Genomic DNA, 22,138 nt, shown 5'->3' on the forward strand with positions numbered 1-22,138 from the left:
CCATGCAAGGCATCTACCTCAAGTTCTACGTGCAGGAGAACCGCCGCCACCACGGCATCCTCGCCTACGAATGGCTGCTCGAAGAGGCCAAGAAGGTGGGCATCCATGGCGGTTCGGCCTTTCGCGCCATCGCCGGCTTCGGCCGCCACGGCAGGCTGCACGAAGAGCACTTCTTCGAACTGGCCGGCGACCTGTCGGTGGAGGTCGGCTTCGCGCTGAGCGAGCAGGAGGCGCAGAGCTTCCTCGACCACTTGGCCGGCGAAAAGCTCAAGCTGTTCTACATCAAGGTGCCGCTAGAAATGGGGGTCGTTGGAGGCGAGCCATGACGGCGACCTGGGCGCTGGCGGCACTCTGACTCGGCCTAGCGCTGGCCGCCACGCCGCTGTCGATCTGACTTCGGGTCGCCACAGCCTTGTCGGAGATCGTCGTCGGTGCGATCGCCCAGTTGATGATCGGTGCGTTCATCGGCGGCGCAGCCCTGGGGGTCGGTGAGTCGTGGGTCACCTTCCTTACGGGCACCGGTGCCATCGTGCTGACTTTCCTGGCCGGGGCCGAACTCGATCCGCGCGTTCTGCGGGTCAAGTGGAAGGAGGCCTCAGCGATCGGTCTGGTGAGCTTCGCCGTCCCATTGGCCTGCGGTGTGGCCGCAGTCGTTCTGCCCTGGCTCACGCCGAGGTTCTTCAAGCGCGTCGGCGGCCGCCCTTCGGAGCTGGAGGCCAAGTTCCTGATGTTCCTGATGTTCCTGATGTTCCTGCTGTTCGGGCTCGGCGCGCTGGCGGCCTGGGCGGACAGCGAGGCGGTGCTGCCGGCCTACCTCACCGGCATGGTGCTGGCCGGTACCGTCGGCAAAGACCACGCCCTGGTGCGGCGGCTGCGCACGCTGACCTTCGGCCTGCTGACGCCGTTCTATTTCATTCGCGCCGGCTCGCTGGTCTCGGTGCACGCGCTGGTGGCTGCGCCCGGTGCCTTCCTCGTTCTCTTGCTGGCCAAGACGGCGACCAAGGTGGTCGGGGTCTATCCGTGTACGGCTCGCCGCGCAAGGAGGCTTCCTACACGACGCTCTTGATGTCCACCGGGTTGACCTTCGGCACTATTTCCGCATTGTTCGGTCTATCGCATCAGGTGATCGACCAGGCGCAGTATTCGTACCTGGTGGCGGCCGTGATCGGCAGCGCGGTGGTCCCCACACTCATCGCCAATGCTTTCTTTCTGCCGCGGCACCTGCTGGGCCGGACCGAGGAAGCGCACGCGACGCAGGCCGCAGCGTCGCCAAGGAGCACGCCATGATCAGACGCATCCTGTTGGCCTATGACGGATCGACGGGCGCCGATCGAGCGCTCGACTTCGCGCTCGACCTGGCACGCAAGTACGCAGCCGAGCTGCATGTGCTGGCGGTGGCTCGCCCGCCCGAGTTTGGCGACGACGTGGAGACTCGGGCGGTGATCGAGAACGCGCGCTGGCACTATGACCGCGTGCTCGGCCCAGTGAAGGCGCGGCTGGCGGGAGGGACGATCAAAACCACCTTTCACGTCGCGGTCGGCCATCCGGCCGAACAGATCGTGCGCTACGCCGAGGAACACGCGATCGATCACATCGTGGTCGTCCACCGCGGCCACACGCTGTTCGAGCGTTGGCTGATCGGCTCGGTGGCGCGGCAGGTGATCGCCTATGCACACTGTGCAGTGACGGTGCAGCGGTAGGGCTCTGAAACCAGGAAAGGAGGCACCTGTGTTCAACAAAATTCTCCTAGCGTACGACGGAACCGAGCCCTCGGACCTCGCGTTCGAGCGCGCCGTGGAAGTCGCACAGCAGGCCCATGCTCCCCTTCACGTCGTGGCCGTCGCATGGTCTGCGGAGGTCGAGACGCACGCCTCGCTCGACAAGGCCCGCGTGCAGTGCTGGGAATACCTGAAACGGCTGCGCGACAGGGGTGTGGAGGCACAGGTCGATCTCGATCTGGAAGTCGTGGAGGGAAACTGTTCCGAACAGATCGTCGCGGCCGCAGATCGACTCGGCGCCGACCTGATCGTCATAGGCCATCGCAAGCGCACGCTGCTGAGTCGTCTGGCCGAGGGGTCGCTGGCCAAGCGCGTCATCGATCATGCGCACTGCAGTGTGCTTGTCGCGGGTTGAGGCCTCGCTCGGATGAAAGTTCAAGCTCGGCCCAAACCATAGCCAAAGCCACACCACGACCCCCAACAAGGCAGCCACGAGAAGGAGTCCATTCCAAGCCCGGCTAAGCCACCGGGCAGCGATCCCGAGCCAGCGGTCGCTTTGGACGCAACATTCCTGCCATACGTTCGACGGAAGCATGTGCAGGGCCAGCCAGGACAAGCCCGCCAGCATGACCAGGTCGTCCAGGTAGCTCGGAATGGGCATCAGCTCCGGGGTCAGGTCGATGGGGCTCGCCGCGTAGACCACGATGAACAGCCCGATCGCCTTTGCCAGGCGCGGCGTTCGGTGGTGTAGGCCGCTGAACCACAGCGCAATGATGTTGCGCGCGCCACGCCAGGACCAGGCTTTGATGTCATTGAAGTGCATCGATCACCCGAAGCTTATCGAAGCCATGCCCAAAGAACGGCCCCCACACCAACCCAAATCGCAATGACGAGTGCAGCACCCCATTTGCTGCGTGGCTTGCCCTCGCCATGGCTCATCCACTCGTCTGCCTTGACGCGGCAATCGGCAAGGACATCCTGCGGCAGCATCCGAATCGTCAACCAGATCAGGGCCGGCAGCAAGAGGGCATCGTCGACGTACCCGAGCACCGGGATGAAGTCGGGTATCAGGTCGATCGGGCTGAGCGCATAGGCGACGACGAACGCAGCCAGCGCTTTCGGGAGCCACGAGGTGCCCGGATGGCGGTACGCGAACCACAGGGTCACGGCGTCGCGTTTGACGCGCCGCGCCCATTGGCGGATGTCTTGCAGGATCGACAACAGAGATTCCTTCGTCGGGTGCAAGCCAGACAGGCTTGCGTCACTCATTCTTTGCCGATACATTCATGATGTAACGACCGCTACATTATCAATGAACCAGAAAGAGAAATCCAGCTGGCTGCTGCTGACCTACAAAGTGCCTGCCGAGCCCTCCAAGTTCCGTGTCGCGATCTGGCGGCGCATCCGCAGCCTGGGCGCCGTCTATCTGCAGAACAGCATCTGCGTGCTGCCCGCCACGACCGAGCACCAGCGTCAGTTCCGCATGGTCCAGGGCGACATCGATCGCGCCGGCGGCGAGGCCGTGATCTTCGAGACGGTGGCACTTGATGCGAAGCAGGAAGAACGTGTCGTCGCGTACTTCAAGCACGACCGAAACCAGGACTACGAGGAATTCCTCGACAAATGCGCGGACTACCGAAAGGAAATCGAGAAAGAGGTCACTGCCGACCACTACACCTTCGCGGAGGTGAAGGAGAACGACGAGGATCTGAAGAAGCTCAAGAACTGGCTCGATCGCATCAAGGCGCTGGACTTCTACGGCGCGCCGGCGCGCACGACGGCGGAGCAACGGCTGGCCGAATGCGAGGAGTTGCTCGAGTCCTATGCCAACGAGGTGTTCGAGCGCGAACAGAACGCAAAAGGCACGCCTCTGGAGAAGCCCGCAAAGCGCCCTGCCGCCAAGAGCCCGACTGTAAGGAAACCCTCGGCCAAGAAGCCCGGCAAGCGTGGAGCTCGAACATGAAACGAACGCGGTATGAAGGTATACCGACGCTCACCCGGCGCGACCGATCCAGGCGCACTCTTCGAAACATCGGCCATGCTTAACGACTCCGAAAATATGACTTCGAGCGGTTCGCCCGAGGAGGACGCGGTTGCTCAATCCACGGGCTGGCTCAACCGAACGGTGGCCGGTGCTGGCCTGACCAGTGCGCTTGGTGATTTCTGCTACGAGACCACCACCGTGATCTTGCCGGGCTTCCTCGCAGTCCTGGGAATCCCGGCGGCGGTGCTGGGCATCGTTGAAGGCGTCGCCGACGCCGTGGCCAGCTCCACCAAGATGGTTTCGGGCTACGTTGCCGACAAGCTCGGGCATCGCAAGCTGTTGGTGCTGGTGGGCTACGGACTGACGCCGTTCGGACAAGTGCTGATCGCGCTGGCGGCGGGCTGGCCGCTGCTCTTGCTCGGGCGCGTCGTTTCCTGGTTCGGCAAAGGCCTGCGTGGGCCCTTGCGCGACGCCATCGTGATCCAGGCTGTGAGCGCGCAGACGCGCGGGCGCGCCTTCGGGTTCCATCGCGCGATGGACACGGTGGGCGCCGTCGTGGGTCCGCTGCTCGGCGTGGGGTTGCTCGGCTGGGCGCAGACCTGGCACTGGGACGATGCGGCCGGACCGTTTCGGCTGGTACTCTGGCTGAGTGTGATCCCAGGCGTGCTCGCTGTGCTGGCGTTCCTGACGCTGGTGCAGGACCCGCAGCACTCGCCCAATCCGGCGCTGAAGTTCTTCAGTGCGCTGCGCGAGCTCCCCGTACGCTTCAAGCGCTACCTGGGTGCCGTGGGTTTGTTCGGCATCGGCGACTTCTCGCACAGTTTGCTCATCCTTGCGGCGACCCAACTGCTGACTTCGTCGATGGGTGTCGTGCATGCGGCGCAGGTGGCCGGGCTTCTCTATGTGGGTCGCAACATCGTGCAGGTCGCGGTGTCGTACCCGGTCGGCGTGCTTGCCGATCGCTTCGGCTCGCAGGTGGTGCTGATCGTCGGCTATGTACTGGGATCGATCACAGCCGCCCTGGTCGCGCTCGCGTTCTGGCTCGGCGTCGACAGTGTTGCGCCGCTGGCGGCCATTTTCTTCATCGCCGGCTTGTACGTCGCAGTACAGGAGGCGCTCGAGTCGACGGTGACAGCCGAAATGGTCAGTGAAGACACCTTGAACATCAGCTACGGCGCACTTGGCACCGTCAATGGAACGGCCAAATTCGTGTCGAGCTCTGCCGTCGGACTCCTGTGGACGGCTGTGTCGCCGGTGGTGGGCTTCGGTGCAGCGGCGCTACTTATGGCCGCCGGGACGTCGGCGCTTGCACGGGTTCGCGATCCTTCATGAAGTTCAGTTGCGAACCGAGCCCACCCGTTGGCGCGGAAGTAGGTGTTGCCGGTGCTGATAGAAGAGCTGCCGTGCGAAAGCGCCATGAAGAGCGGCTTCAAATCCACGTTGAAATAAGCCGCCATCCGACTTCACCCATCGCGACGAATATCACGGGCGCATGGGCAAACCCTCGAGAACCAATTGGTGACATCTTGGATGCAACGTGCCAGTGCTAAGCCTGCGAAGTATTGATCGGCGTGGACATGGGTGTCGATGACGTGGGCAATCGCCACACCAGTTTCTCGGCCTCGGCGAGGCAGTGGAGCAAGGACATGGAGCCTCATGTTGTCTCGGCGACGCCGCGCTGGGAGATTCTGAGGATCGTTTGACAGCGCCATGACGCGACTTCCGGAGTCGCTGTCACCCCAAGCAACGTCACGCCGGCACAGTCAGCGAGTCTGTTCCTGCTGCTGGCCCGAGGATTCGATCACGTTGGGGTGGCCGGCAGGATGCAGGCGCGGCTCGAAGGCATTGTGGACGGCCAGGCCGATGAGCGCCCCGATCAACTCTGCGAGCACGAAGCCCGGCGCGCTGGCGGGCGCGATGCCGGCAAAGCTGTCGCTGAACATCCGGCCGAACACCGCCGCCGGATTGGCGAACGAGGTCGACGCGGTGAACCAGTAGGATGAACGACCTGAACATGCAAGGCCATCCCATTGCGACGACGTGGGGCCGCTCTGACCTTGCCTCCTCGGACATGATGAGCATGGAGACCACCAAGCGTGTGTGGCAGGCCCGCCTGGATCCGCGGCGCAACACGCCCTCGATCGGCATTTACTCCCATGTGGGAGATCGATGGGGCATCTTTCACGCACAACCCTTTGTGCTGAACGAACGGCAGGCCGGCGTGGCGATCGAAGGGGTCGTGCGGCAAGAGCGGATCGTAACTTCTCAGCTCGCCGTAGATTCCCACGGCTACACCGACTTCGCGATGGGTCTGTCTCGCCTGTTGGGCTTCGATCTATGCCCGCGGCTAAAGGATCGTAATAGTCCGGCCGACCCCGTTCTTGACGTCAGTGGTCACGGCCAGGAGGGCGTCAGGCTGTGACGTCAGTGATGTGCTGAAGGAAGGCGAACCCAACTCGCCAGGCACGGCCGTCGCAATGAATGGTGGCGGTGCGTTGGTTGATGCGCGTGATTTGCCCGATGTGCCGCTGCAAGCCTTGATCGGCGAAGCTCACGCGCTGGCCGACACGGAAGTTTTCGCGGCGCGGAATCTCCGGCGGCGGAGTGGGCTTGCTCGGCGCGGATGCTTGCTCGCCCGTGTTTGCGGTGGCCGACTCCGTCGTCATGATGGCGGCGTAAGGCAGGCTGAGATGTTTGTTGTTGGCCTCGTCGAGCACCGTCACACGGTCGTTCTTCATTGACACGACCCGCACCGTCCGCCACTTGCCGTCGCCCCAATGGAGATACTGCACCTGCTGACCCAGATGCAGTTGGCTGCGCGCCTGTACGACGCGCCGCGGATCGGCCAGCAGTTGTTCGATCACCCAGCTGAGCTGGTACAGCTCAGCACTGGTGGCCATGGGCAAGTCTTCGATCAGCTTGATGCGCATGGCCCATTTTGCCCACGACGCCAGCTCAGGCGGCCTGCGCGAGCTCCTCGTACCAGGATGGCCGAAGCTGTTGGAGCTGGGGCGCCACGACCTAGGGCAGCAGCTCGTCGATTCGGTTGATCGGGTGGTCGGCGATGCGCTCCAGTACATGGCGTAGATACGCCTGCGGGTTGATCCCGTTGAGCTTGGCCGTTCCGATCAACGTGTAGATCACTGCAGCGCTGTGGCCGCCGGCATCCGAGCCCAGATGCAAGAAGTTTTTTCTTCCGATTGCAACGCCGCGCAGCGCGCGCTCGGCCGCATTGTTGTGCGCCTCGATGCGCCCGTCATCCACGAAGCGTGTGAGCGCCGTCCAGTTGCCCAACGAGTATCCGATGGCCAGCGCCAAGGGCGACTTTGCCGAGAGCTGCGCCAAGGTCGTGTTCAGCCAGAGCTTCAGGTCCTCGAGCAAGGGGCGCGTGCGCGCCTGCCGAACGCGCATGCGTTCATCGGGCGGCTTGCCATTGATCTCGGCCTCTACCTTGAAGATCTTGCCGATGCGCAGCAGCGCTTGATGCGCCAAGGTGCCAGCCAGCTTGTGTTGCCGCTCGTGGATGTCCCACACCTTTCGTCGCGCGTGGCTCCAGCATGCCGCCTCGATGACCCGGCCGTCTTCGTAAAGGGGGTGATACCCCGCGTACGCATCGGCTTGCAGGATTCCCCGGAAGTCCTTCAGGTGACGCACCGGATGCTCGCCCCGGCGGTTGGCCGAGTACTGGAACCACACCGCCGGCGCGGCCGTGTCGGCACTCGGGCGATCATCTCGCACATAGACCCACAGCCGCCCGGTGCTCGCCTTGCTCCCGGCACCGCCGAGCACACGGATAGGCGTGTCGTCGCCGTGGACCTTTGCGGCGCGCAGCACATGGCGCCCGAGGGCATCGGCCAGCGGCGCCATCAGGCGTGCCGCCTGGCCGACCCAGTCTGTCGGCGTGGAGCGAGGCAACTCCACGCCATCGCGCGCATAGATCTGGCACAGCCGGTACAGGGGCGTGTGGTCCGCGAACTTGCTCGTCAGTACGTGGGCGAGCAATCCGGCACCGGCCAGGCCGCGCGCGATCGGACGGCTCGGCGCGAGCGCCTGCACGATCGTGCTGCATCCGCCGCAGGCCAGCTTCGGTCGAACATGGCGCACGACGTGGAAGCTGCCGGGCTCGTAGTCGAGGACCTCCGAGACGTCCTGGCCGATCTCGCGCAGGCCGTTGCCGCACGCCTCGCACGTGCAGCCACCTTCAGGCGTGTGCATCACGGTGCGCCGCGGCAAGTGCTCGGGCAGTCCGCGCGAGCCGGTTTCCTGCCCGGCCTTGCGCTTCTTGCGAGCGTCTTGCATCGACCTGACGTTGGACTGCTGCTCGCTGTCTTCGGCGCCCTCGCTGCCCTCGCAATGAGCCGTCAACACCACGGCCGGCTGCGCGACCTGGCCACCCACTAGTTCAAGCTGTGCATGCTCGAGCTGTTCGCTGGAACGGCCGTATTTCATGCGCCGCAAGTAGGCCAGCTCGACCTTGAGCTTGTCGATGGTCAGCAACGCGATCTTCAACGCCTCCTGCGAACGCACCACTTCGCCATTGAGCAAAGCGTTGCTGGCAAGCAGTTGTTCGGGCGTCATGGCATGACTGTGCCGGATGCGCCCGGCACTCCCCACGGGAGATGTCCTGTCAACCCGTCGGCTTGGGTCTACGCCGCGGCACGCGGTTGCCAGGTGCGCTCGGGGCGGCGCCAGTCGATGCCTTCGAGCAGCATGGACAGTTGCGCGGCACTGAGCGCGATCGAGCCGGACTCGGCGTTCGGCCAGATGAAGCGGCCACGCTCCAGGCGCCGGGACAGCAGGTACATGCCGTCCCCATCGCTCCACAGCAGCTTGACCAGATCCCCGCGGCGGCCGCGGAAGACGAAGACGTGACCGCCGTACGGATCTTCAGTGAGCGCGGTCTGCACTTTGACGGCGAGCGTGTCCATGCCACAGCGCATGTCGGTGACACCGGCGGCCAGCCAGATCCGGGTACCCGCGCGCGGACCGATCATGACGATTGGCGCAGCGCGCGCAACACGCTGCACAGGCTCGCTTCGTCGACGGCGCCGTGCAGGCGCAACTGCGCACCTGCGATCTCCAGTTCGATGACGCCGGTCCGCGCGGGCTTGGCCGGCGCCGGTGCGATGGTGGCAAGCGGCGAAATCGCGTTGACACCCGAATCTTCGCCGACCGATGCCAGGCGCACGGGCAGCAGTACGGCAGGCGTCGTATGAAGCAACGTCAATTCGCGTTGGCGATCGCGCCGCCACTTGAACAACAGGTTGGCGTTGATGCCGTTGGCCATCGCGATGGCCGACACCGACGCGCCGGGCTGCATGCTCAACTCGATCAGCCGCGCCTTGAATGCGCGCTCGTGATGGCGACGTGACGGTTCGACGCCCTCTGCTTGACTCTTCATGGTGTGCACGATCTCCTGTTGGTGCACACCATCTCCGGGCACGCACTGTTCAGGTCACATGCTCCGAGATCTCGCCAGCTCCAACAAGAACGGTGCTGGCCGGACTATTACAAAGGATCTGAAGCAACGACAGCTCTATGTTCCCCGTGGCATGCCGATACCGGCCGACGTCGCATCGGTGTGCGTAGCCAGCGTCGATGCTTCGCTCATTGCGTCGCACTGGGACGCGCTCGTTCACCTCACTGCGTCCGTGATGTCCGCGCACGCCAGCGCGGTGGCCGTGTTGGCGCGCTTCGGATCGGCCTCCAGGTCTGACCCGATCTATGAGGCCGGCGTGCAGCTTGGCAGGCTGTGGCGGACGGCCTTCCTGGCGGACTACTTCGTCAACGCAGCGTTCCGTCGCGAATTGCATCGGGTGCTCAACCGCGGCGAGGCGGTCAACGCCTTGAAGCGCGCCATTTACACCGGGCGGGTCAGTCCAGTGCAGGCCAGGCGTGTCGACGAGATGCAGGCCGTGGCCGACGCCTTGAGCTTGCTCGCCAACATCGTGATGGCATGGAACACCGCGCAGATGCAGGCGGTGCTCGATCGGTGGGCCAATCGGCGTCAAATCGTCCCAGCCGAGCTGATCGGGCGGATTGCGCCCACGCGACTGGAAGGCATCAATCTTCGCGGAGTGTTTCGGTTTCCCATCGAGCGCTATGCCGACCAGCTCCTACCGTCACAAACTGCAGCGAAAAAGAGCGCCAGAGCTTGAAATCGACCACAGATCGGGCCGTCCCGCAAGGCAATTGGGGGGTAACAGAATCTCAAGGTGGGACAAGGACTTAGGAGTGACGACGCGTGGAAAGCCGCATTCTTGACGGTGCCCTTACCGTCACTCAGTGCACTGAAAACGAGTCGACCCCTCTTTCGCCGCATCCGCAAGGGCGGGCATCTCGGGGAGCCACTCGCGCCAGCGGCCGTGCGCGACATCGTGAAGGAGCGATGCACGCTCGCCGGCGTCCAAGGGAAGTTCTCGGCCCACTCGTTGCGCGCGGGGTTCGTGACCGAGGCCGGAAAACAGAACATGTCGCTGCCCGAGACCATGGCGATGACGGGACACCACAGCGTGGCCACCGTGATGGGCTACTTCCGCGCCGAGAGCTCGCTGGGCAGCAAGGCCAGCCGAATGCTCGACGAAGATTGAACCGCCCCCAGATCTCCGCTTCGAAACCAGCCATGCATACGCCGTCAAACAGCACGGCTACATGTACATGATGATAATATACATCCATGATTGACCTGAACCCCGTGATCGGGTTTGACTGGGATGAAGGCAACGCCCGCAAGAACGAAAAGCATGGTGTTTCCAAGGCGGAAGCGGAGCAACTCTTCTTCAATGCGCCATTGCTTCTCTTGGAAGACGTGGCCCATAGCTACCAGGAACCTCGGTTCCACGCATTGGGAAAGACTGACGACGGGCGAACGCTGCACATCACATTCACCCTGCGCCAATCGAACCTGTTGATTCGTGTTATCTCAGCGAGGGACATGCACCGCAAGGAGCGCGCAATCTATGAACAAGCAGACTAAAGCCATCCCGAAGTTCGCCAGCGAAGCGCAAGAGCGCGCCTACTGGGAAAAGCATGACTCCTCGGTTCACCTTGACTGGTCGAAGGCCAGAAAAGTCACGCTGCCCAACCTGAAGCCCACAACGAAGACGATTTCGCTGCGCCTGCCCCAGCACTTGCTGGATGCGATCAAGGTTGCGGCCAATTCCCGAGATGTGCCTTATCAGTCGCTGATCAAGGTCTGGCTACAGGAGAAGCTGCGCGCGCATTGAATCGCCCCGTGTTTCGCGGAGGCCCGTTGGCTTGAGTCAGGCCGACATGGCCTGCAGCTCCCGACGGGCACGACAGCTCAAAGTGCCTCGGCGCAGAAAGCGACTGGGGTGACGATGCGACAGTGGCCAAGATGCCCACGCTTCAGGAGGCCGGCGCGATGATCGCCGGTCACGAGGTAGTCGGCGTCGCCGGTTCTGGCCATGGCCAACAGGAACGCGTCGAACGGATCGTCGGCCTCGACGTCCGTTGGCAGTTGCTCCAACACGAGCGCGCGTTGCAGGTTGTTGACCATCGTGCCAACGCGATGAGGCTGAAGCACGGACTTGAACTTTGGGTAGCGACTGGCGCGCCTGAGTTCTTCGAGTTGGGACAACGAGGTCACGACCTCGAAGCGTGCCGCGCGCCAAGCGCGGTAGATCGCCTCGGGCGACCCGTGCGGCGAGATGAGGGCGCTGAGCAGGACGTTGGTGATGGCCTCAACCGGCCAGATAGTTGTCGTTAACCGGCCAAGGTAATTGTTGTCAGCCAAGTTCGGCTGATCGCTCGGCCGATATGAAGTACAGGGTGCGCTTGTCCGTCAGCACGTGGCCAAGGTGATGACGGTCGGGCCACAAGGGTCTGGTGCTGACCAACCAGGTCATGGCTTCCGCGGTGCTGAAGTAGCGCAAAATGTTCAAAGCAGAACTCATTCTTCTCTATTTCCCCGACCGGCTACTCCGTACCCAGTCGTTCGAGCAACACCATGGATTCGATCTCGATACGTCCATAGCCAAGGCAGATTGCCCCATGGTGGGCCAATGCCCTCAGCTCCTTACTCAGGGTTTGTCGTGTGATGCCCAGCATCATGCTCAGAGCTTCCTGCGACACCGTCAGCACTACGCGCCTATCAAGAGCGCTGCTGGCTTCATTGCGCGCCAGCAGCAGCAGCCGGCGTGCCACGCGTGCACCAGTGGATCGCAGCGTCGCGTCTTCAATCAAGCCGTAGACCAAGCGTAGGCGCGCGGCAAGCATGCGGCACATCGCCTCCGAGAACACGTTCGTCTTCATGAGTGCGTCGAAGGCCGGACGTGGCAACGCTAGCAGTTCGGTCGGGCCCAACACTGTGCCCTGGTGCGGCCGCGGCTGGTGGTCGATCAGCGCGATCTCGCCAAACCAGTTGCCCGCCTCCAGCACCGCGAGAATGGCTTCTTTGCCGTCTTCACGCAAGCTCGACACCTTCAGACGGCCCTTGACCAGGCAATAGAGCGCCCCGGTGCCCGGCTTCAACTTGTCACCCTGCCGAAACAGCACCTCCCCTGGCCCGAGCCGCCACCACGTACATGCCGACAGCATCGCCTTCCGCTCGCTCAAAGGCAAACTGCCAAACCAATGGTTGGCCGACAAACTCGGCAAAAGCTCAAGAGTGGATTTCGTGAAGGGTGGTGAAAGATCGATTTTCCGGCGAGACATTGTTCAATCCTTGACAGTCAGCGGTCCGGGCGCCTGCGAAGATTCGTTCGCGTCCCCGATCCGCAAGGCCTTTGCACTTGCATCATGACCATTGAACTCCCACCGGAAAGGAAATCCTCACCATGAAAATCGCGTCCTTGAAGGAAGTCGTCAGCGCCGAGGAATGGCAGCTGCGCGTCGACCTCGCGGCTTGCTATCGCCTCGTCGCACTATACGGCTGGAGTGATCTGGTTTTCACGCACATCAGCGCACGAATTCCTGGTCCCGAACATCAGTTTCTGATCAATCCGTATGGACTGATGTTCGATGAGATCACAGCGTCTTCGCTGGTCAAGGTGGACCAGCAGTGCAACAAGCTGATCGAGTCGCCCTTTCCCGTGAATCCAGCAGGCTTCGTGATCCACAGCTGCATCCACGACGCGCGGCCCGACGTCGGCTGCGTGCTGCACACCCATAGCCGCGCCGGTGTGGCCGTCAGCGCGCAGAAGAGCGGCGTACTGCCCATCAGCCAGCAAAGCACCTTTGTGCTGGCGTCTCTGGGCTACCACAATTACGAGGGTATCGCGGTGCGCGACGACGAAAAAGCCTGCTTGCAATCCGACCTGGGCACCAACAAGTTCCTCGTGTTACGCAATCACGGTCTGCTGACTGCGGCCGGAACCGTGCCCGAAGCTTTCCTCGCCATGTACACCTTCGAGAACACCTGCCGCATCCAGGTCGACGCACAGGCAGGCGGTGAACTCATGTTCTTCGATCCGCACATCATGGAAGGCCTGGCGGAAGCGCGAAAGACTGCCACCCTGGGGCAGGGCTCCAATATCGCGTGGCCGGCACTGATTCGCAAGCTGGACCGAATCGATCTGAGCTACCAGCAGTAGGCGTCTTGATGAACCCGGTGCCCTTGCCGAGCAGCAAGGCGAGGGCCTGCGCCTCTTCGGGATGAGATTGCTCTAATACATGTCCACAGCGGCATCGCCTGACGCAGGCGGAGCGGTCGCTACTGAGGGCATCGGTCGCGCGCGTCCGACACGTTGTGCAACCGGCTTTTGCCGCGGTCAAGTGACCGCCTCAATATTCATAAGATTGGAGACACGCGATGTCGAAGTTCCCGCTTTCATTGCGCCGCCGTGATGCAATGGCCGCGCTGTTCGCCTCGGGCGCCCAGATGGTGTGGGGCAGTGCCATGGCCAGCGACCCTTACCCTAACAAGTACATCGTACTGGTGATGCCGTTTCCCCCGGGCGGCTCGATCGACCCCATCTTTCGGCCCCTGGTCGAAGCCGCGGCGCGCGACCTGGGTCAGCCCATCGTGCTGATGCACCGGCCGGGCGCCGGCGGCATCACTCGTAGCGCGAGTGTGGCGATGATGAACGAGGCCGACGGCTACACCATCGCCGTCATGCACAACTCGGTGATTCGCGCACCGCTGGTACAGAAGGTGGCTTGGGATCCGCTGCGCGACTTCACCTACCTGGCTGGCCTGTTCGGCCTGACCACCGGCGTTACCGTTGCCGTCGACGCACCGTGGAAAAGTTTGGCAGAACTGCTGGCCGACGCAAAGACGCGCCCGGGTCAGATCAGTTGGGGAAACGTCGGTGCGACAAGCGCTAACCGCATCTATGGCGAGCGCCTAGCGAAGCTGGCTGGGACCAAGTTCAACATGGTCCCGTTCAAGGGTGGCGCCGAAAGCTTCCAGGCGCTGATGGGCCATCACCTCGACGTGATGGGGGATCCCGGCTTCGGCCCACAGGTTAAAGGCGGCAAGGTGCGGCTGCTGGCCACCTTCACGGCACAGCGGCTCATCAGCTACCCCGACGTACCGACGGTGAGGGAACTGGGTTATGACCTCGTGATCGAGTCGCCCATCGGTCTGGTCGCACCCAAAAACCTCGATCCCAAGATCGCCGCGCGACTAGGCGCCGCTTTCCGCAAAGCGACCACCGACCCGACGTACCTGAAGCAGCTAGACCAGTTCGATATGCAGCCCAATGTGATGAACGGTGAGGTCTACACGGCGTACGCCAAGGCTCAGTTCGAACGCGAAGGCAAAATGCTGTCCGAGATTGGCTTTAAGCAAGAGTGAACCGCCCCAATGGGAGGGACGCCCCACCAGCAGCTTCATCCGCGTGCTGCGGGCGACAGGTAGCCGTGGTGCGCCTGATGTTGATTCCCGCTGAAAACTGACCCACTTCGCGAGTGATGGCCCGAAGGGGCGAGAGCGTCAGAGCAATCGCGAAGCAGCTGGAGTGCTCGCGCAACACGGTGCGTCGATATCTGAGGGACGAGACGGCACGGCGCTACGGCCCGCGCGAACCGCGAGCGTGCAAGCTCGACGTTCAAGCCCTATTTGCGTGAGCGCGTCGAACAGGCGCGCCCGCGCTGGATTCCAGCCACAGTGCTCTTGCGGGAGATCCGCGAGCGCGGCTACGCCGGCGGCATCAGCCAACTCAAGGCCTGGCTGGCGCCTCTGAAGAAGAGCGAACCAGAGCCATTGGTGCGCTTCGAGACGCCGCCGGGCAGCCAGATGCAGGCCGACTTCACCTATGTCCGGCGATGCCGCCATCCGCTGCTGGCGCTGGTGGCCACCATGGGCTAAAGCCGCGCAAGCTTCGTGAAGTTCGTCGAGTGTGCCGGCGAGAACGTCAGCACCCTGTGTGCCGGCCTTCGCGAAGCCTTCGACTACTTCGGCGGGGTGCCTGAGCATGTCCTGTTCGACAACACCAAGGCCGTGGTGATCGAGTGCGATGCCTACGGCGAAGGCCTGCACCGCTGGAACAGCGAGTTGAGGGATCTCGCCGAGGCTTGCGGCTTCACGCCCCGGCTGTGCCGGCCCTACCGAGCGAAGACCAAGGGCAAGGTCGAGCGATTCAATTCGTACCTGAAGGGCAGCTTCCTAGTCTTACTGTGTTAGTAATTTGAGCGAAATCAAGGCATTATGCGCACTTCTTCAGGAGAAGGGTGAACCTTGATGGAAGACTTACAGGAATTCGAGCGCTACATGGCCCATCTGAGCGGGGGGCTGGGTCATTCCGACCGTCATGCGGGCTTGCGGGGTTACACCACGGGGCTGATGTCGCCGCTGCAGCGCAAGAGCGTGGAGCCGATGGCGGCGCATATGGACCCGCTGAATGTGCGTTCGCGCCACCAGTCGCTGCACCACTTCGTGGCCGATGCGAATTGGTCGGACGAGCAGATGCTGCTGGGGGTATGCCAGTGGGTGGTGCCGTTGATGGATTTCAGCGACGGCGGTTGGTGGATCATCGACGACACGGGATTTCCCAAGCAGGGGCGGCACTCGGTGGGCGTGGCGCGCCAATACTGCGGGATGCTGGGCAAGCAGGACAACTGCCAGGTGGCGGTGAGCGTGTCGCTGGCCTGCGCGGCGGCCAGCATTCCGGTGGCGTGGCAGCTGTACCTTCCCCAGGAGTGGGCCGACGACCCGGCCCGACGCGAGAAGGCCCGCGTGCCCGAAGCGCTCGAGTTCGCCACCAAGCCTCAAATCGCGCTGCAGCAGATCGAACACCTGCTGGCCCAGGGGGCGCCGAGGCACTGCGTGTTGGCCGACGCGGGTTACGGCGTGGACACGGCGTTTCGCGAACGCCTGGGCGAGCTTGGCTTGCGCTACGTCGTGGGGGTGACAGGCAGCGTCACGGTGTGGCCGCCCGGGCACGAACCCCTGCCGCCCAAGCCTTACAGCGGCAGGGGCCGTGTGCCACGGCGGCTGCGCCACGGCGATGCCACCGCCCCAAAGCACCGGCCCCGCACGGTCAAGGACGTGGCCTTCGACATCGAGCCCGACGACTGGCAAGAAGTCACCTGGCGCGAGGGCACGAACTCTCAGCTGCGCTCGCACTTCGCCCGAGTGAGGGTACGTGCGGCGCATCGCGACCAGGAGCGCAGCGAACTGCGCGAGCCGCAATGGCTGCTGATCGAATGGCCCGAGGGCCACGACGAACCGCTGAAGTACTGGCTGTCGACGCTTGCCGAAGACACACCGCTGGAGCGCATGGTCTATGAGGCCAAGATGCGCTGGCGCATCGAGCGCGACTACCAGGATCTCAAGCAGGACCTGGGCCTCGGACAGTACGAAGGCCGAGGCTGGCGCGGCTTTCATCATCACGCCAGTCTCAGCATTGCCGCCTACGGCTTCTTGCTTGCGCAACGGCTGCAGCACCCCGCCGAGATCGACGGTAAAAAAAACTCCGCACGCCAGGAGCCTGCCCTACCCACGCATTACAAACCTCGGGGAAGCCCAGAGGGCGCAGCGCCACGTCCCATCCTCCATCACGAGCTTGCGATTGCGTATCGGCGCGCTGCTGGCTCGTAACCTGCCTCGGTGTCCCTGTTGTCTTCGGCATCAACCAGCACCAAATATCTAACACAGTAAGACTAGTGGTCTGCAAAAACAGGCCCGCGACTTGCATGGTCTGAAGCCATGATTGCCAAACGCGTGACCGCCTGTTGATTGGAGTTCAAGTTGGACCCACTATCAACTTGGTGACCGAACCGGCGTCAGCAGCGATGGTCCGGTTGCTATTCACCAACGCAGGAGCCGATGGCCAATCGCGGCGCCGGCCAGCACCGGCAGCGTCATGCCGGCCACATACCAGATTGCCAGGAACGACGCGGCCAGTTCCGGGCAATGCAGCGCATAGACCGCGGCCCCCGCGCCACCGGCCATCGCGCCTCGCGGCTGGCCTTGCTGCGCAGCAGGTCGATCATCTTGTAGCGCGCGATCGCATGCACCCAGGCCGTCAGGGGGCCTTCCACTTCGTCGGGCCAGCCGAACAGCCGCCTGCCCAAGAACGCGCGCAGGTATGCGCTGAGCTTCTGCAGGAAGGCGTGGTAGGCCTGGGCGTCGGCGTCCAGGCCGCGCACGAACAGGTCGTGCAGCACCGTCTCCGCTTCGCCTTTTGCCATCGGGCCCCACTTGTCGTGAGGTGTAGTAAAGATGCTTCTTTTGCGTAGTAAAGTTGCTCCATCTGAATTTCCTGACGCATCGTCCCCTGAAGCGCGCGAGCCGGCGATGGCGAATTGGCTCGCTGGACTTTCGTCGGTCGATTGTGTAGGATTTAATCCTATTGAACGAGTTGGGAGCGTGTTCATGCGCACAACGCAACAACTGAGCATCACCCTGCCCAAGGAGATGGCCGAGGCCGTGAAGGCGAAGGTCTCGGCGGGCGAATACGCCACCGAGAGCGAGGTCATCCGCGATGGACTGCGCGCCCTGATGGCGCAGGACCGCGCCATGCAGAGCTGGCTGCGAGATCAGGTCGGTCCGGCCTACGACGCGTTGAAGGCTGATCCATCGCGCGCCGTCACCGCCCGTCAGGTGCGCGCCAAGCTGGCGGCCGAGCGCGCCAAGGGGTGACGCCTTACCGCGTCGTCTTCTCGCCCGAGGCCGAGGAGCAACTGGCCAATCTGTACCACTACATCGCGCACGCGGCTTCTCCGGACATCGCGGCGAACTACGCCGAGGCGATCGTCGCCTACTGCGAGAGCCTTCAGACGTTCCCCCATCGCGGTACCAAGCGCGATGATGTGCGCCCGGGTCTGCGCATCACCCACTACAGGAAGCGCACGGTTATCGCCTTCGATGTCGCCGCCGAACAGGTTTCCATCATCGGCATCTTCTACGGCGGACAGGATTACGAGAGCCTCTTGCACGACGAATCCGAGAACCCTTGAGCGTGGAGTCCTAACCTCACTCCGGCGTCCACCCCTGGCGATACCTGAAGCGCGAGCCGATCAGCGCAGCAGTTCCGGCAGCAACGCTACCTTCCGTCCCTGTGCCAGCATCGCCTCGACGAGGCGGCGGCTTTCACGCTCGACGCGTTCCGTCTCCAAGACCCGGATAGCCCCGATGCGCGAAGGTCACGCCGTAGCAAGGGCACGTGCCCAGAGCACACTCACAGCCTGGGCCGGGCTTGCCGGCCCGACCCCAACCGCGCTCTCACTTCTGACTTCGAAATGATCCATCCTCGGCGAGAGCAAAATATGGCCCATTTCGCACGCATAGCAATTGCACTACAATGCACATCTATGAAAAGCGCTCAATTGCCTCCGGTGCGCGTCACGCCAGCTGTGCGGCACCAGATCGAGAGCGTCCTGCATGACGGAGAAACGCTCTCTCAATTTGTCGAGCAGGCCGCAGTCCAAGCCGCGCAGCGCCGCAAAACTCAACAGGAATTTGTTGCGCGCGGCCGCGCATCGCTGGCCCGCGCGCGAGAGACCGGAGAGTACTACCCCGCGACGGACGCGCTTAGCGCGATGCAGGGGCGACTTGATGCCCGGCTTGCAGCACCTCGACAACGCGATCGCGTTTCCAAGCGAAGTTCGTGACCTACACAGTTAGCCTGACGCACGAAGCAGTCGAAGACCTGCAGCGACTTGAGAACTTCCTCCTAAACACGGCACTGGAGCATGGGGACTTGGATCTGCCAGACCGGGCACTCGCCGCCATCCGAGCAGAGTTCAGAATCCTCGAGCGCAATCCGTTCACCTGCAGAATCGCTTTCGATGACCGCCTTGAGCGCGAACTGGTGATTCCATTTGGTGCAGCGGGATACGTCGCGCTGTTCCATATCATCAGTGATCGAGAAGTCATCGTTTCGGCGATCCGACATCAGCGAGAAGACGACTATCACTGACGAATTCGCGCATCAAGCTCGACAAGCCGAACTGGACTGCGCACACGCCGGCGCGGCTTTCTTACAGCTCGGCTATGCGGGAACGCATGGCACATGAGCTCGCATGCCTGGCGCTCGGGCTCTCTGCGATCAATGCGGTCACTTCGACAGCGCCTTCGACTGCGCGGCTCACCAGACCAGCAGCACAACCCGCCCGGTCCGTTCCTGCAGCTGCGCCGAGCGCTGCTGATCGTGAACATCCTGTGCCAACCGCCGCAACGGCGTCGTGAAGTCGTGTTGCGTTGCGGCGAGCGTGATCAAACCAGCAGGATGCCGCAGGCGCTCGATGGTTGCCATGCCGATCCACAACGGGCGCGGCGGCCCTGCTCCGACGTTGTCGACGACATAGGTCGACGGCCACAGACGCAGCACGATGCGTTCGTCGGCGTTCAGCACTTTCAAGAAGGTCATCCCTTGCGCTTCGCCATGGTCGAGCTTTGGCAGCACGGCGAGCTGATCGATCGGCGTGTTCGGCAACAGCCACAGCAGCGCCGTCTTCGCGGCCCAGGGCGGGGGGACATGCCATCCCGCGCCCTTCAGAACGCCCGCGACCTCCTCCGCCGGGCCCGCCCATTGAACCGACAGCGGCTCTTCGGCGTCCCCGCCGAGGTCGGTTCGGGTGGAGGCAAGTCCGCGCCATCCGTCCGCTCGCCAATCGGCGACCGGCACCGTGTCGCTTCGTGGGCGGTAGGCGTACTGCGCCAGATCGGCGCGGTGATATTCGCCGACAACCCAACCACCGACGAGCGCCAAGGTCATCCCGGCGACCATCGACAGCGGCAAGGCAGACACCTTCTCAGGTCGCACATGGTTGGGGTAGGCGATGCTCAGCAACGCCACCCAGGCAAGACCCAGGCTCAAGCTGGCGAGCACGTCCGAGAACCAGTGAGCGCCCAGGTACAACCGTGAGAACGCGACCAGCGCAATCACCATCGCGGCCGATAGCGTGATGGCGATTTTCGTTCCAATCGGTTTGGCACGCGCCAGCAGGAAGGCCAGGAAGCCGTAGACCACGATGTTCATCGCGGCGTGGCCGCTCGGAAACGAAAAAGGATCGATCCCGCTGTAGATCTCGGTCGGTCGCGCTCGGCCGAGAGTGAACTTCAGCGTCCAGACGAGCAGTTGGGCAAAACCGGCGGCCGCCAGCCAATAGCCCAGTGTGCGCCAGCAGCGCTTTGCTGCCAGCCACAACGAGACAGCGGCGATGACGGAAATCACGACGGGGGCACTGCCCAGTTCGGTGACGGCCACCATGACACTGTCGCCCCAGCCCGTGCGAAGCGCCTGCAGTATCGAATAGATGCTGCGGTCGACCTGCACCAGCGGGTCGTTGGACAGCACGTCCTCCAGCACGCCGAAGAACAGCCAGGCGCTGCCGATCAGCATCAACGCGGCGGCGAGCAGCGCCTTGGACTCAGCTCGGGCGGGATCGAACAGGGACAGCACGATGCGCGCGGGCAGGTTCGATCTTGTGCTGGCCCAGGCCACGGCGCGATCTCGCCAGCCTTCGATGCGCGGCCGTGCCCGGCGATGCAGGAAGGCGATGACCCAAGCAACGAGCCACAGGGCGCCGACGACGAGGAGCACCAGGACGGCGAGCCGTGAACTCACGGCACCGGCCAGTTGGAGCGAGGCACCAAAAAGGAAACCGGGAGCGAGGTGAGCCGCCGCCCACACCAACGCCGACAGGACGTTGAACACGTAGAACTGCGGGGCCGGCAGACCCGACATGCCGGCGATGATGGGCACGATGGCTCGCAGCGGGCCGAGAAAGCGTGCGAGAAAAACGCTCTTGCCGCCATTCTTCGAGAAGTACGCTTGCCCTCGATCGAAAAGGGCGGGATAGGCCTTGATCGGCCACAGCGCGCGAATCCGATCGCGATGGCGGTGGCCGAGCCAGTAGCTGATGCTGTCGCCGGCGACCGCACCGCTCACCGCGGCAGTTGCCGTCCACGCCGGGTCGAGCGCCTGGAGGCCGACGAGCATGCCGCCGACGAAGACGATCGAACTGCCCGGAACAACCGTACCGATCACCGCCAGCGCCTCGAGCAAGGCCGCCGCGAACACCGCACCGAGCGCCAGTTGCGGGTGCTCTGAAAAATAGCCGATCAGTGCTTGAAGATGTGGTTCCACCAGCGTTCCATTGTCGGCGCCCGCACCATTCACGGGTGATCGAACGTTGTGATCGGACTTGGCCGTCGTTGCATCAGTGCTAGGCGGCCAAGCTGGCGTTGGGAGAGCAGATGTGCGACGGAGCGCGAGGAAGCGATACGCGAGCATGTCGCAGAGACCCGCGCCTTGTTGCAGGAGTGACCACCGAGAGCAGTTCCTGATCACTGATCTCGGTCTTCAGTTGCGGATAGGCGGTGTCGTTGATGCCACTCATGGGACGGCCCCTCCAGCGGGTGCGGGGGCGGACAAGATTCGATTGAATCGCTGGTACCGCCCAGGCATTTTGTGCTGCCGCGTGCGCTGTCCGGAGCAGCAACGGCCATGTCGCGACGGCCGTCAAGTTGGCGAAGCGCACGCGGCGGGGTCCGCGCGCGAATCATCCCCACAACATGGCTTCTGCGCCTGGACCGGTGGGCACTTCACCGAACCGAAGGAGCAGAACACGCAGCAATCGCAGGGCTTCGGGCGCAGCAGTGTCTTGCAGTGCTCGCACTCATAGAAGAACTGACACGCGTCGGCGGGCATGTGCTCGCATTTCGCGTGGCCGCAATACGGGCAGGTCAGCACCGCGTCGAGAACCACGGTGCTGTTCATGCTCCGCCCTCGCGTCATGGGCGCGCCTGCCGGGTCTCACAGCCCTCTGCACTGCAGCGCTTGTTTATCGGCGACAAGAGATCCCACAGTGAGATGCCGACCATGAAGGCCAACCCGGTGTACATCAGCCCGGGGGTCCACCATTGGCCGAAGAACAGCAGCATGGCCGCGAGCACCATCGCCGGGCCGATCATGCCAAGCAGGCTTGACGCAGGCGCGGCAGGAGCCGGTCTCGCCTTCCGAGTTCGTGGCCTCCACCTTCCATGCTCTCCTTGCTTCGATTGGATCACTAAGCAAGGGATACG

Annotated in this window: 28 protein-coding genes and 6 pseudogenes; 20 read left to right on the forward strand and 14 right to left on the reverse strand. The window is 63.4% G+C overall.

What is annotated here, in order from left to right:
- Window positions 1–2 precede the first annotated feature (2 nt).
- The 5 genes from ACSQ89_RS34010 (at window position 3) to ACSQ89_RS34030 (ending at window position 2,133) form a co-directional block, all read left to right on the forward strand.
- A complete protein-coding gene (locus tag ACSQ89_RS34010) occupies window positions 3–326 on the forward strand; it encodes a DUF190 domain-containing protein (RefSeq protein ID WP_436295898.1) in 324 nt (107 codons plus the stop codon).
- 86 nt (window positions 327–412) lie between these two features.
- On the forward strand, window positions 413–1,066 hold the full coding sequence (locus ACSQ89_RS34015) for a cation:proton antiporter domain-containing protein (RefSeq protein ID WP_436295900.1): 654 nt from the start codon (window positions 413–415) through the stop codon (window positions 1,064–1,066).
- Window positions 1,066–1,287, forward strand: coding sequence for a hypothetical protein (locus ACSQ89_RS34020; RefSeq protein WP_436295901.1), 222 nt, complete (start codon window positions 1,066–1,068; stop codon window positions 1,285–1,287). The genes ACSQ89_RS34015 and ACSQ89_RS34020 overlap by 1 nt, the downstream gene beginning before the upstream one ends.
- A complete protein-coding gene (locus ACSQ89_RS34025) occupies window positions 1,284–1,700 on the forward strand; it encodes a universal stress protein (protein ID WP_436295902.1) in 417 nt (138 codons plus the stop codon). Before ACSQ89_RS34020 ends, ACSQ89_RS34025 begins: the two co-directional genes overlap by 4 nt.
- A gap of 28 nt (window positions 1,701–1,728) precedes the next feature.
- Window positions 1,729–2,133 (forward strand): universal stress protein, encoded by a 405-nt coding sequence (locus tag ACSQ89_RS34030; protein ID WP_436295903.1) that lies wholly within the window; start codon window positions 1,729–1,731, stop codon window positions 2,131–2,133.
- A 216-nt stretch (window positions 2,134–2,349) separates the two neighbouring features.
- Here ACSQ89_RS34030 and ACSQ89_RS34035 read toward each other — a convergent pair.
- Window positions 2,350–2,541, reverse strand: a pseudogene (locus ACSQ89_RS34035) (YkvA family protein); the annotation flags it as partial.
- A 14-nt stretch (window positions 2,542–2,555) separates the two neighbouring features.
- Entirely contained in the window at window positions 2,556–2,939 is a 384-nt protein-coding gene (locus tag ACSQ89_RS34040) for a YkvA family protein (protein WP_436295905.1), read from the reverse strand.
- 91 nt (window positions 2,940–3,030) lie between these two features.
- Here ACSQ89_RS34040 and ACSQ89_RS34045 point away from each other — a divergent pair, with 91 nt between their 5' ends.
- Together ACSQ89_RS34045 and ACSQ89_RS34050 are read left to right on the forward strand one after the other, a co-directional pair.
- Entirely contained in the window at window positions 3,031–3,681 is a 651-nt protein-coding gene (locus ACSQ89_RS34045; RefSeq protein WP_436295906.1) for a Chromate resistance protein ChrB, read from the forward strand.
- A 96-nt stretch (window positions 3,682–3,777) separates the two neighbouring features.
- On the forward strand, window positions 3,778–5,034 hold the full coding sequence (locus ACSQ89_RS34050; RefSeq protein ID WP_436295907.1) for an MFS transporter: 1,257 nt from the start codon (window positions 3,778–3,780) through the stop codon (window positions 5,032–5,034).
- Window positions 5,035–5,465: 431 nt separating this feature from the next.
- Here the strand turns inward: ACSQ89_RS34050 and ACSQ89_RS34055 are convergent.
- Window positions 5,466–5,705 (reverse strand): annotated as a pseudogene (locus tag ACSQ89_RS34055) (aquaporin family protein); the annotation flags it as partial.
- An 11-nt stretch (window positions 5,706–5,716) separates the two neighbouring features.
- On the opposite strand from ACSQ89_RS34055, the pseudogene ACSQ89_RS34060 reads away from it, so the two are divergent.
- A pseudogene (locus ACSQ89_RS34060) lies at window positions 5,717–6,052 on the forward strand (Tn3 family transposase); the annotation flags it as partial.
- 61 nt (window positions 6,053–6,113) lie between these two features.
- On the opposite strand, the gene ACSQ89_RS34065 reads toward ACSQ89_RS34060, so the two are convergent.
- From ACSQ89_RS34065 to tnpA, 4 genes are all read right to left on the reverse strand, one after another.
- Window positions 6,114–6,632, reverse strand: coding sequence for a hypothetical protein (locus ACSQ89_RS34065; RefSeq protein WP_436295681.1), 519 nt, complete (start codon window positions 6,630–6,632; stop codon window positions 6,114–6,116).
- 91 nt (window positions 6,633–6,723) lie between these two features.
- Window positions 6,724–8,280, reverse strand: coding sequence for an IS66 family transposase (tnpC, locus tag ACSQ89_RS34070; RefSeq protein WP_436296563.1), 1,557 nt, complete (start codon window positions 8,278–8,280; stop codon window positions 6,724–6,726).
- Between the two features lie 68 nt (window positions 8,281–8,348).
- The gene (tnpB, locus tag ACSQ89_RS34075) at window positions 8,349–8,696 is read right to left on the reverse strand and encodes an IS66 family insertion sequence element accessory protein TnpB (protein WP_436295679.1); all 348 of its coding nucleotides are present in this window, start codon (window positions 8,694–8,696) and stop codon (window positions 8,349–8,351) included.
- Window positions 8,693–9,103 carry an IS66-like element accessory protein TnpA gene (tnpA, locus tag ACSQ89_RS34080; protein WP_436295678.1) on the reverse strand — a complete coding sequence of 137 codons (411 nt, stop codon included), beginning with the start codon at window positions 9,101–9,103 and terminating at the stop codon, window positions 8,693–8,695. Before tnpA ends, tnpB begins: the two co-directional genes overlap by 4 nt.
- 112 nt (window positions 9,104–9,215) lie before the next feature.
- On the opposite strand from tnpA, the pseudogene ACSQ89_RS34085 reads away from it, so the two are divergent.
- From ACSQ89_RS34085 to ACSQ89_RS34100, 4 genes and pseudogenes are all read left to right on the forward strand, one after another.
- Window positions 9,216–9,860, forward strand: a pseudogene (locus tag ACSQ89_RS34085) (Tn3 family transposase); the annotation flags it as partial.
- 147 nt (window positions 9,861–10,007) lie between these two features.
- Window positions 10,008–10,292 (forward strand): annotated as a pseudogene (locus ACSQ89_RS34090) (tyrosine-type recombinase/integrase); the annotation flags it as partial.
- Between the two features lie 86 nt (window positions 10,293–10,378).
- On the forward strand, window positions 10,379–10,678 hold the full coding sequence (locus tag ACSQ89_RS34095) for a BrnT family toxin (protein ID WP_436295908.1): 300 nt from the start codon (window positions 10,379–10,381) through the stop codon (window positions 10,676–10,678).
- Window positions 10,662–10,928: a BrnA antitoxin family protein gene (locus ACSQ89_RS34100; protein ID WP_436295909.1), complete on the forward strand. Its 267-nt coding sequence runs from the start codon at window positions 10,662–10,664 to the stop codon at window positions 10,926–10,928. The genes ACSQ89_RS34095 and ACSQ89_RS34100 overlap by 17 nt, the downstream gene beginning before the upstream one ends.
- A gap of 77 nt (window positions 10,929–11,005) precedes the next feature.
- On the opposite strand, the gene ACSQ89_RS34105 is transcribed toward ACSQ89_RS34100, so the two are convergent.
- From ACSQ89_RS34105 to ACSQ89_RS34115, 3 genes are read right to left on the reverse strand one after another with little or no spacing between them, the layout of a single operon-like run.
- Entirely contained in the window at window positions 11,006–11,458 is a 453-nt protein-coding gene (locus ACSQ89_RS34105; RefSeq protein ID WP_436296904.1) for a putative toxin-antitoxin system toxin component, PIN family, read from the reverse strand.
- Window positions 11,451–11,606, reverse strand: a complete 156-nt coding sequence (locus tag ACSQ89_RS34110) for a hypothetical protein (protein WP_436295964.1) — start codon at window positions 11,604–11,606, stop codon at window positions 11,451–11,453. The genes ACSQ89_RS34105 and ACSQ89_RS34110 overlap by 8 nt, the downstream gene beginning before the upstream one ends.
- Before the next feature lie 34 nt (window positions 11,607–11,640).
- Window positions 11,641–12,378: a Crp/Fnr family transcriptional regulator gene (locus ACSQ89_RS34115; RefSeq protein ID WP_436295965.1), complete on the reverse strand. Its 738-nt coding sequence runs from the start codon at window positions 12,376–12,378 to the stop codon at window positions 11,641–11,643.
- A 122-nt stretch (window positions 12,379–12,500) separates the two neighbouring features.
- Between ACSQ89_RS34115 and ACSQ89_RS34120 the strand changes: the two genes are divergently transcribed.
- From ACSQ89_RS34120 to ACSQ89_RS34135, 4 genes and pseudogenes are all read left to right on the forward strand, one after another.
- A complete protein-coding gene (locus ACSQ89_RS34120; RefSeq protein ID WP_436295966.1) occupies window positions 12,501–13,256 on the forward strand; it encodes a class II aldolase/adducin family protein in 756 nt (251 codons plus the stop codon).
- A gap of 218 nt (window positions 13,257–13,474) precedes the next feature.
- Complete coding sequence (locus tag ACSQ89_RS34125; protein WP_436295967.1) at window positions 13,475–14,461, forward strand: tripartite tricarboxylate transporter substrate binding protein; 987 nt, start codon at window positions 13,475–13,477, stop codon at window positions 14,459–14,461.
- A gap of 116 nt (window positions 14,462–14,577) precedes the next feature.
- A pseudogene (istA, locus tag ACSQ89_RS34130) lies at window positions 14,578–15,283 on the forward strand (IS21 family transposase); the annotation flags it as partial.
- A 63-nt stretch (window positions 15,284–15,346) separates the two neighbouring features.
- On the forward strand, window positions 15,347–16,705 hold the full coding sequence (locus ACSQ89_RS34135) for an IS701 family transposase (RefSeq protein WP_436296018.1): 1,359 nt from the start codon (window positions 15,347–15,349) through the stop codon (window positions 16,703–16,705).
- A 210-nt stretch (window positions 16,706–16,915) separates the two neighbouring features.
- On the opposite strand, the gene ACSQ89_RS34140 is transcribed toward ACSQ89_RS34135, so the two are convergent.
- Window positions 16,916–17,059, reverse strand: coding sequence for an NrsF family protein (locus tag ACSQ89_RS34140; protein ID WP_436295950.1), 144 nt, complete (start codon window positions 17,057–17,059; stop codon window positions 16,916–16,918).
- Between the two features lie 423 nt (window positions 17,060–17,482).
- Here ACSQ89_RS34140 and ACSQ89_RS34145 point away from each other — a divergent pair, with 423 nt between their 5' ends.
- The 4 genes from ACSQ89_RS34145 (at window position 17,483) to ACSQ89_RS34160 (ending at window position 19,028) form a co-directional block, all read left to right on the forward strand.
- On the forward strand, window positions 17,483–17,749 hold the full coding sequence (locus tag ACSQ89_RS34145) for a ribbon-helix-helix domain-containing protein (RefSeq protein WP_436295951.1): 267 nt from the start codon (window positions 17,483–17,485) through the stop codon (window positions 17,747–17,749).
- Window positions 17,746–18,066: a type II toxin-antitoxin system RelE/ParE family toxin gene (locus ACSQ89_RS34150; protein WP_436295952.1), complete on the forward strand. Its 321-nt coding sequence runs from the start codon at window positions 17,746–17,748 to the stop codon at window positions 18,064–18,066. Before ACSQ89_RS34145 ends, ACSQ89_RS34150 begins: the two co-directional genes overlap by 4 nt.
- Before the next feature lie 354 nt (window positions 18,067–18,420).
- Window positions 18,421–18,720, forward strand: coding sequence for a YlcI/YnfO family protein (locus ACSQ89_RS34155; protein ID WP_436295953.1), 300 nt, complete (start codon window positions 18,421–18,423; stop codon window positions 18,718–18,720).
- Entirely contained in the window at window positions 18,717–19,028 is a 312-nt protein-coding gene (locus tag ACSQ89_RS34160; RefSeq protein WP_436295954.1) for a type II toxin-antitoxin system RelE/ParE family toxin, read from the forward strand. The genes ACSQ89_RS34155 and ACSQ89_RS34160 overlap by 4 nt, the downstream gene beginning before the upstream one ends.
- A gap of 168 nt (window positions 19,029–19,196) precedes the next feature.
- Here ACSQ89_RS34160 and ACSQ89_RS34165 read toward each other — a convergent pair whose 3' ends face one another.
- The 3 genes from ACSQ89_RS34165 to ACSQ89_RS34175 form a co-directional block, all read right to left on the reverse strand.
- Complete coding sequence (locus ACSQ89_RS34165) at window positions 19,197–21,200, reverse strand: phosphatase PAP2 family protein (RefSeq protein ID WP_436296905.1); 2,004 nt, start codon at window positions 21,198–21,200, stop codon at window positions 19,197–19,199.
- A 375-nt stretch (window positions 21,201–21,575) separates the two neighbouring features.
- Window positions 21,576–21,833 (reverse strand): GDCCVxC domain-containing (seleno)protein, encoded by a 258-nt coding sequence (locus tag ACSQ89_RS34170; RefSeq protein WP_436295956.1) that lies wholly within the window; start codon window positions 21,831–21,833, stop codon window positions 21,576–21,578.
- 14 nt (window positions 21,834–21,847) lie between these two features.
- Entirely contained in the window at window positions 21,848–22,027 is a 180-nt protein-coding gene (locus ACSQ89_RS34175) for a hypothetical protein (RefSeq protein WP_436296906.1), read from the reverse strand.
- Window positions 22,028–22,138: the final 111 nt, after the last annotated feature.

The sequence above is a fragment of the Variovorax sp. LjRoot175 genome (assembly GCF_964253805.1).
GTDB lineage: Bacteria > Pseudomonadota > Gammaproteobacteria > Burkholderiales > Burkholderiaceae_C > Variovorax.

Bases quoted from the DNA above. Each gene is read 5' to 3' on its own strand.
- ACSQ89_RS34010 (WP_436295898.1), top strand. From the start codon at position 3: ATGCAAGGCATCTACCTCAAGTTCTACGTGCAGGAGAACCGCCGCCAC.
- ACSQ89_RS34020 (WP_436295901.1), top strand. From the start codon at position 1,066: ATGTCCACCGGGTTGACCTTCGGCACTATTTCCGCATTGTTCGGTCTA.
- ACSQ89_RS34025 (WP_436295902.1), top strand. From the start codon at position 1,284: ATGATCAGACGCATCCTGTTGGCCTATGACGGATCGACGGGCGCCGAT.
- ACSQ89_RS34045 (WP_436295906.1), top strand. From the start codon at position 3,031: ATGAACCAGAAAGAGAAATCCAGCTGGCTGCTGCTGACCTACAAAGTG.
- ACSQ89_RS34050 (WP_436295907.1), top strand. From the start codon at position 3,778: ATGACTTCGAGCGGTTCGCCCGAGGAGGACGCGGTTGCTCAATCCACG.
- ACSQ89_RS34065 (WP_436295681.1), bottom strand. From the start codon at position 6,632: ATGCGCATCAAGCTGATCGAAGACTTGCCCATGGCCACCAGTGCTGAG.
- tnpC (WP_436296563.1), bottom strand. From the start codon at position 8,280: ATGACGCCCGAACAACTGCTTGCCAGCAACGCTTTGCTCAATGGCGAA.
- tnpB (WP_436295679.1), bottom strand. From the start codon at position 8,696: ATGATCGGTCCGCGCGCGGGTACCCGGATCTGGCTGGCCGCCGGTGTC.
- tnpA (WP_436295678.1), bottom strand. From the start codon at position 9,103: ATGAAGAGTCAAGCAGAGGGCGTCGAACCGTCACGTCGCCATCACGAG.
- ACSQ89_RS34095 (WP_436295908.1), top strand. From the start codon at position 10,379: ATGATTGACCTGAACCCCGTGATCGGGTTTGACTGGGATGAAGGCAAC.
- ACSQ89_RS34100 (WP_436295909.1), top strand. From the start codon at position 10,662: ATGAACAAGCAGACTAAAGCCATCCCGAAGTTCGCCAGCGAAGCGCAA.
- ACSQ89_RS34115 (WP_436295965.1), bottom strand. From the start codon at position 12,378: ATGTCTCGCCGGAAAATCGATCTTTCACCACCCTTCACGAAATCCACT.
- ACSQ89_RS34120 (WP_436295966.1), top strand. From the start codon at position 12,501: ATGAAAATCGCGTCCTTGAAGGAAGTCGTCAGCGCCGAGGAATGGCAG.
- ACSQ89_RS34125 (WP_436295967.1), top strand. From the start codon at position 13,475: ATGTCGAAGTTCCCGCTTTCATTGCGCCGCCGTGATGCAATGGCCGCG.
- ACSQ89_RS34135 (WP_436296018.1), top strand. From the start codon at position 15,347: ATGGAAGACTTACAGGAATTCGAGCGCTACATGGCCCATCTGAGCGGG.
- ACSQ89_RS34140 (WP_436295950.1), bottom strand. From the start codon at position 17,059: ATGGCCGGTGGCGCGGGGGCCGCGGTCTATGCGCTGCATTGCCCGGAA.
- ACSQ89_RS34145 (WP_436295951.1), top strand. From the start codon at position 17,483: ATGCGCACAACGCAACAACTGAGCATCACCCTGCCCAAGGAGATGGCC.
- ACSQ89_RS34155 (WP_436295953.1), top strand. From the start codon at position 18,421: ATGAAAAGCGCTCAATTGCCTCCGGTGCGCGTCACGCCAGCTGTGCGG.
- ACSQ89_RS34170 (WP_436295956.1), bottom strand. From the start codon at position 21,833: ATGAACAGCACCGTGGTTCTCGACGCGGTGCTGACCTGCCCGTATTGC.
- ACSQ89_RS34175 (WP_436296906.1), bottom strand. From the start codon at position 22,027: ATGATCGGCCCGGCGATGGTGCTCGCGGCCATGCTGCTGTTCTTCGGC.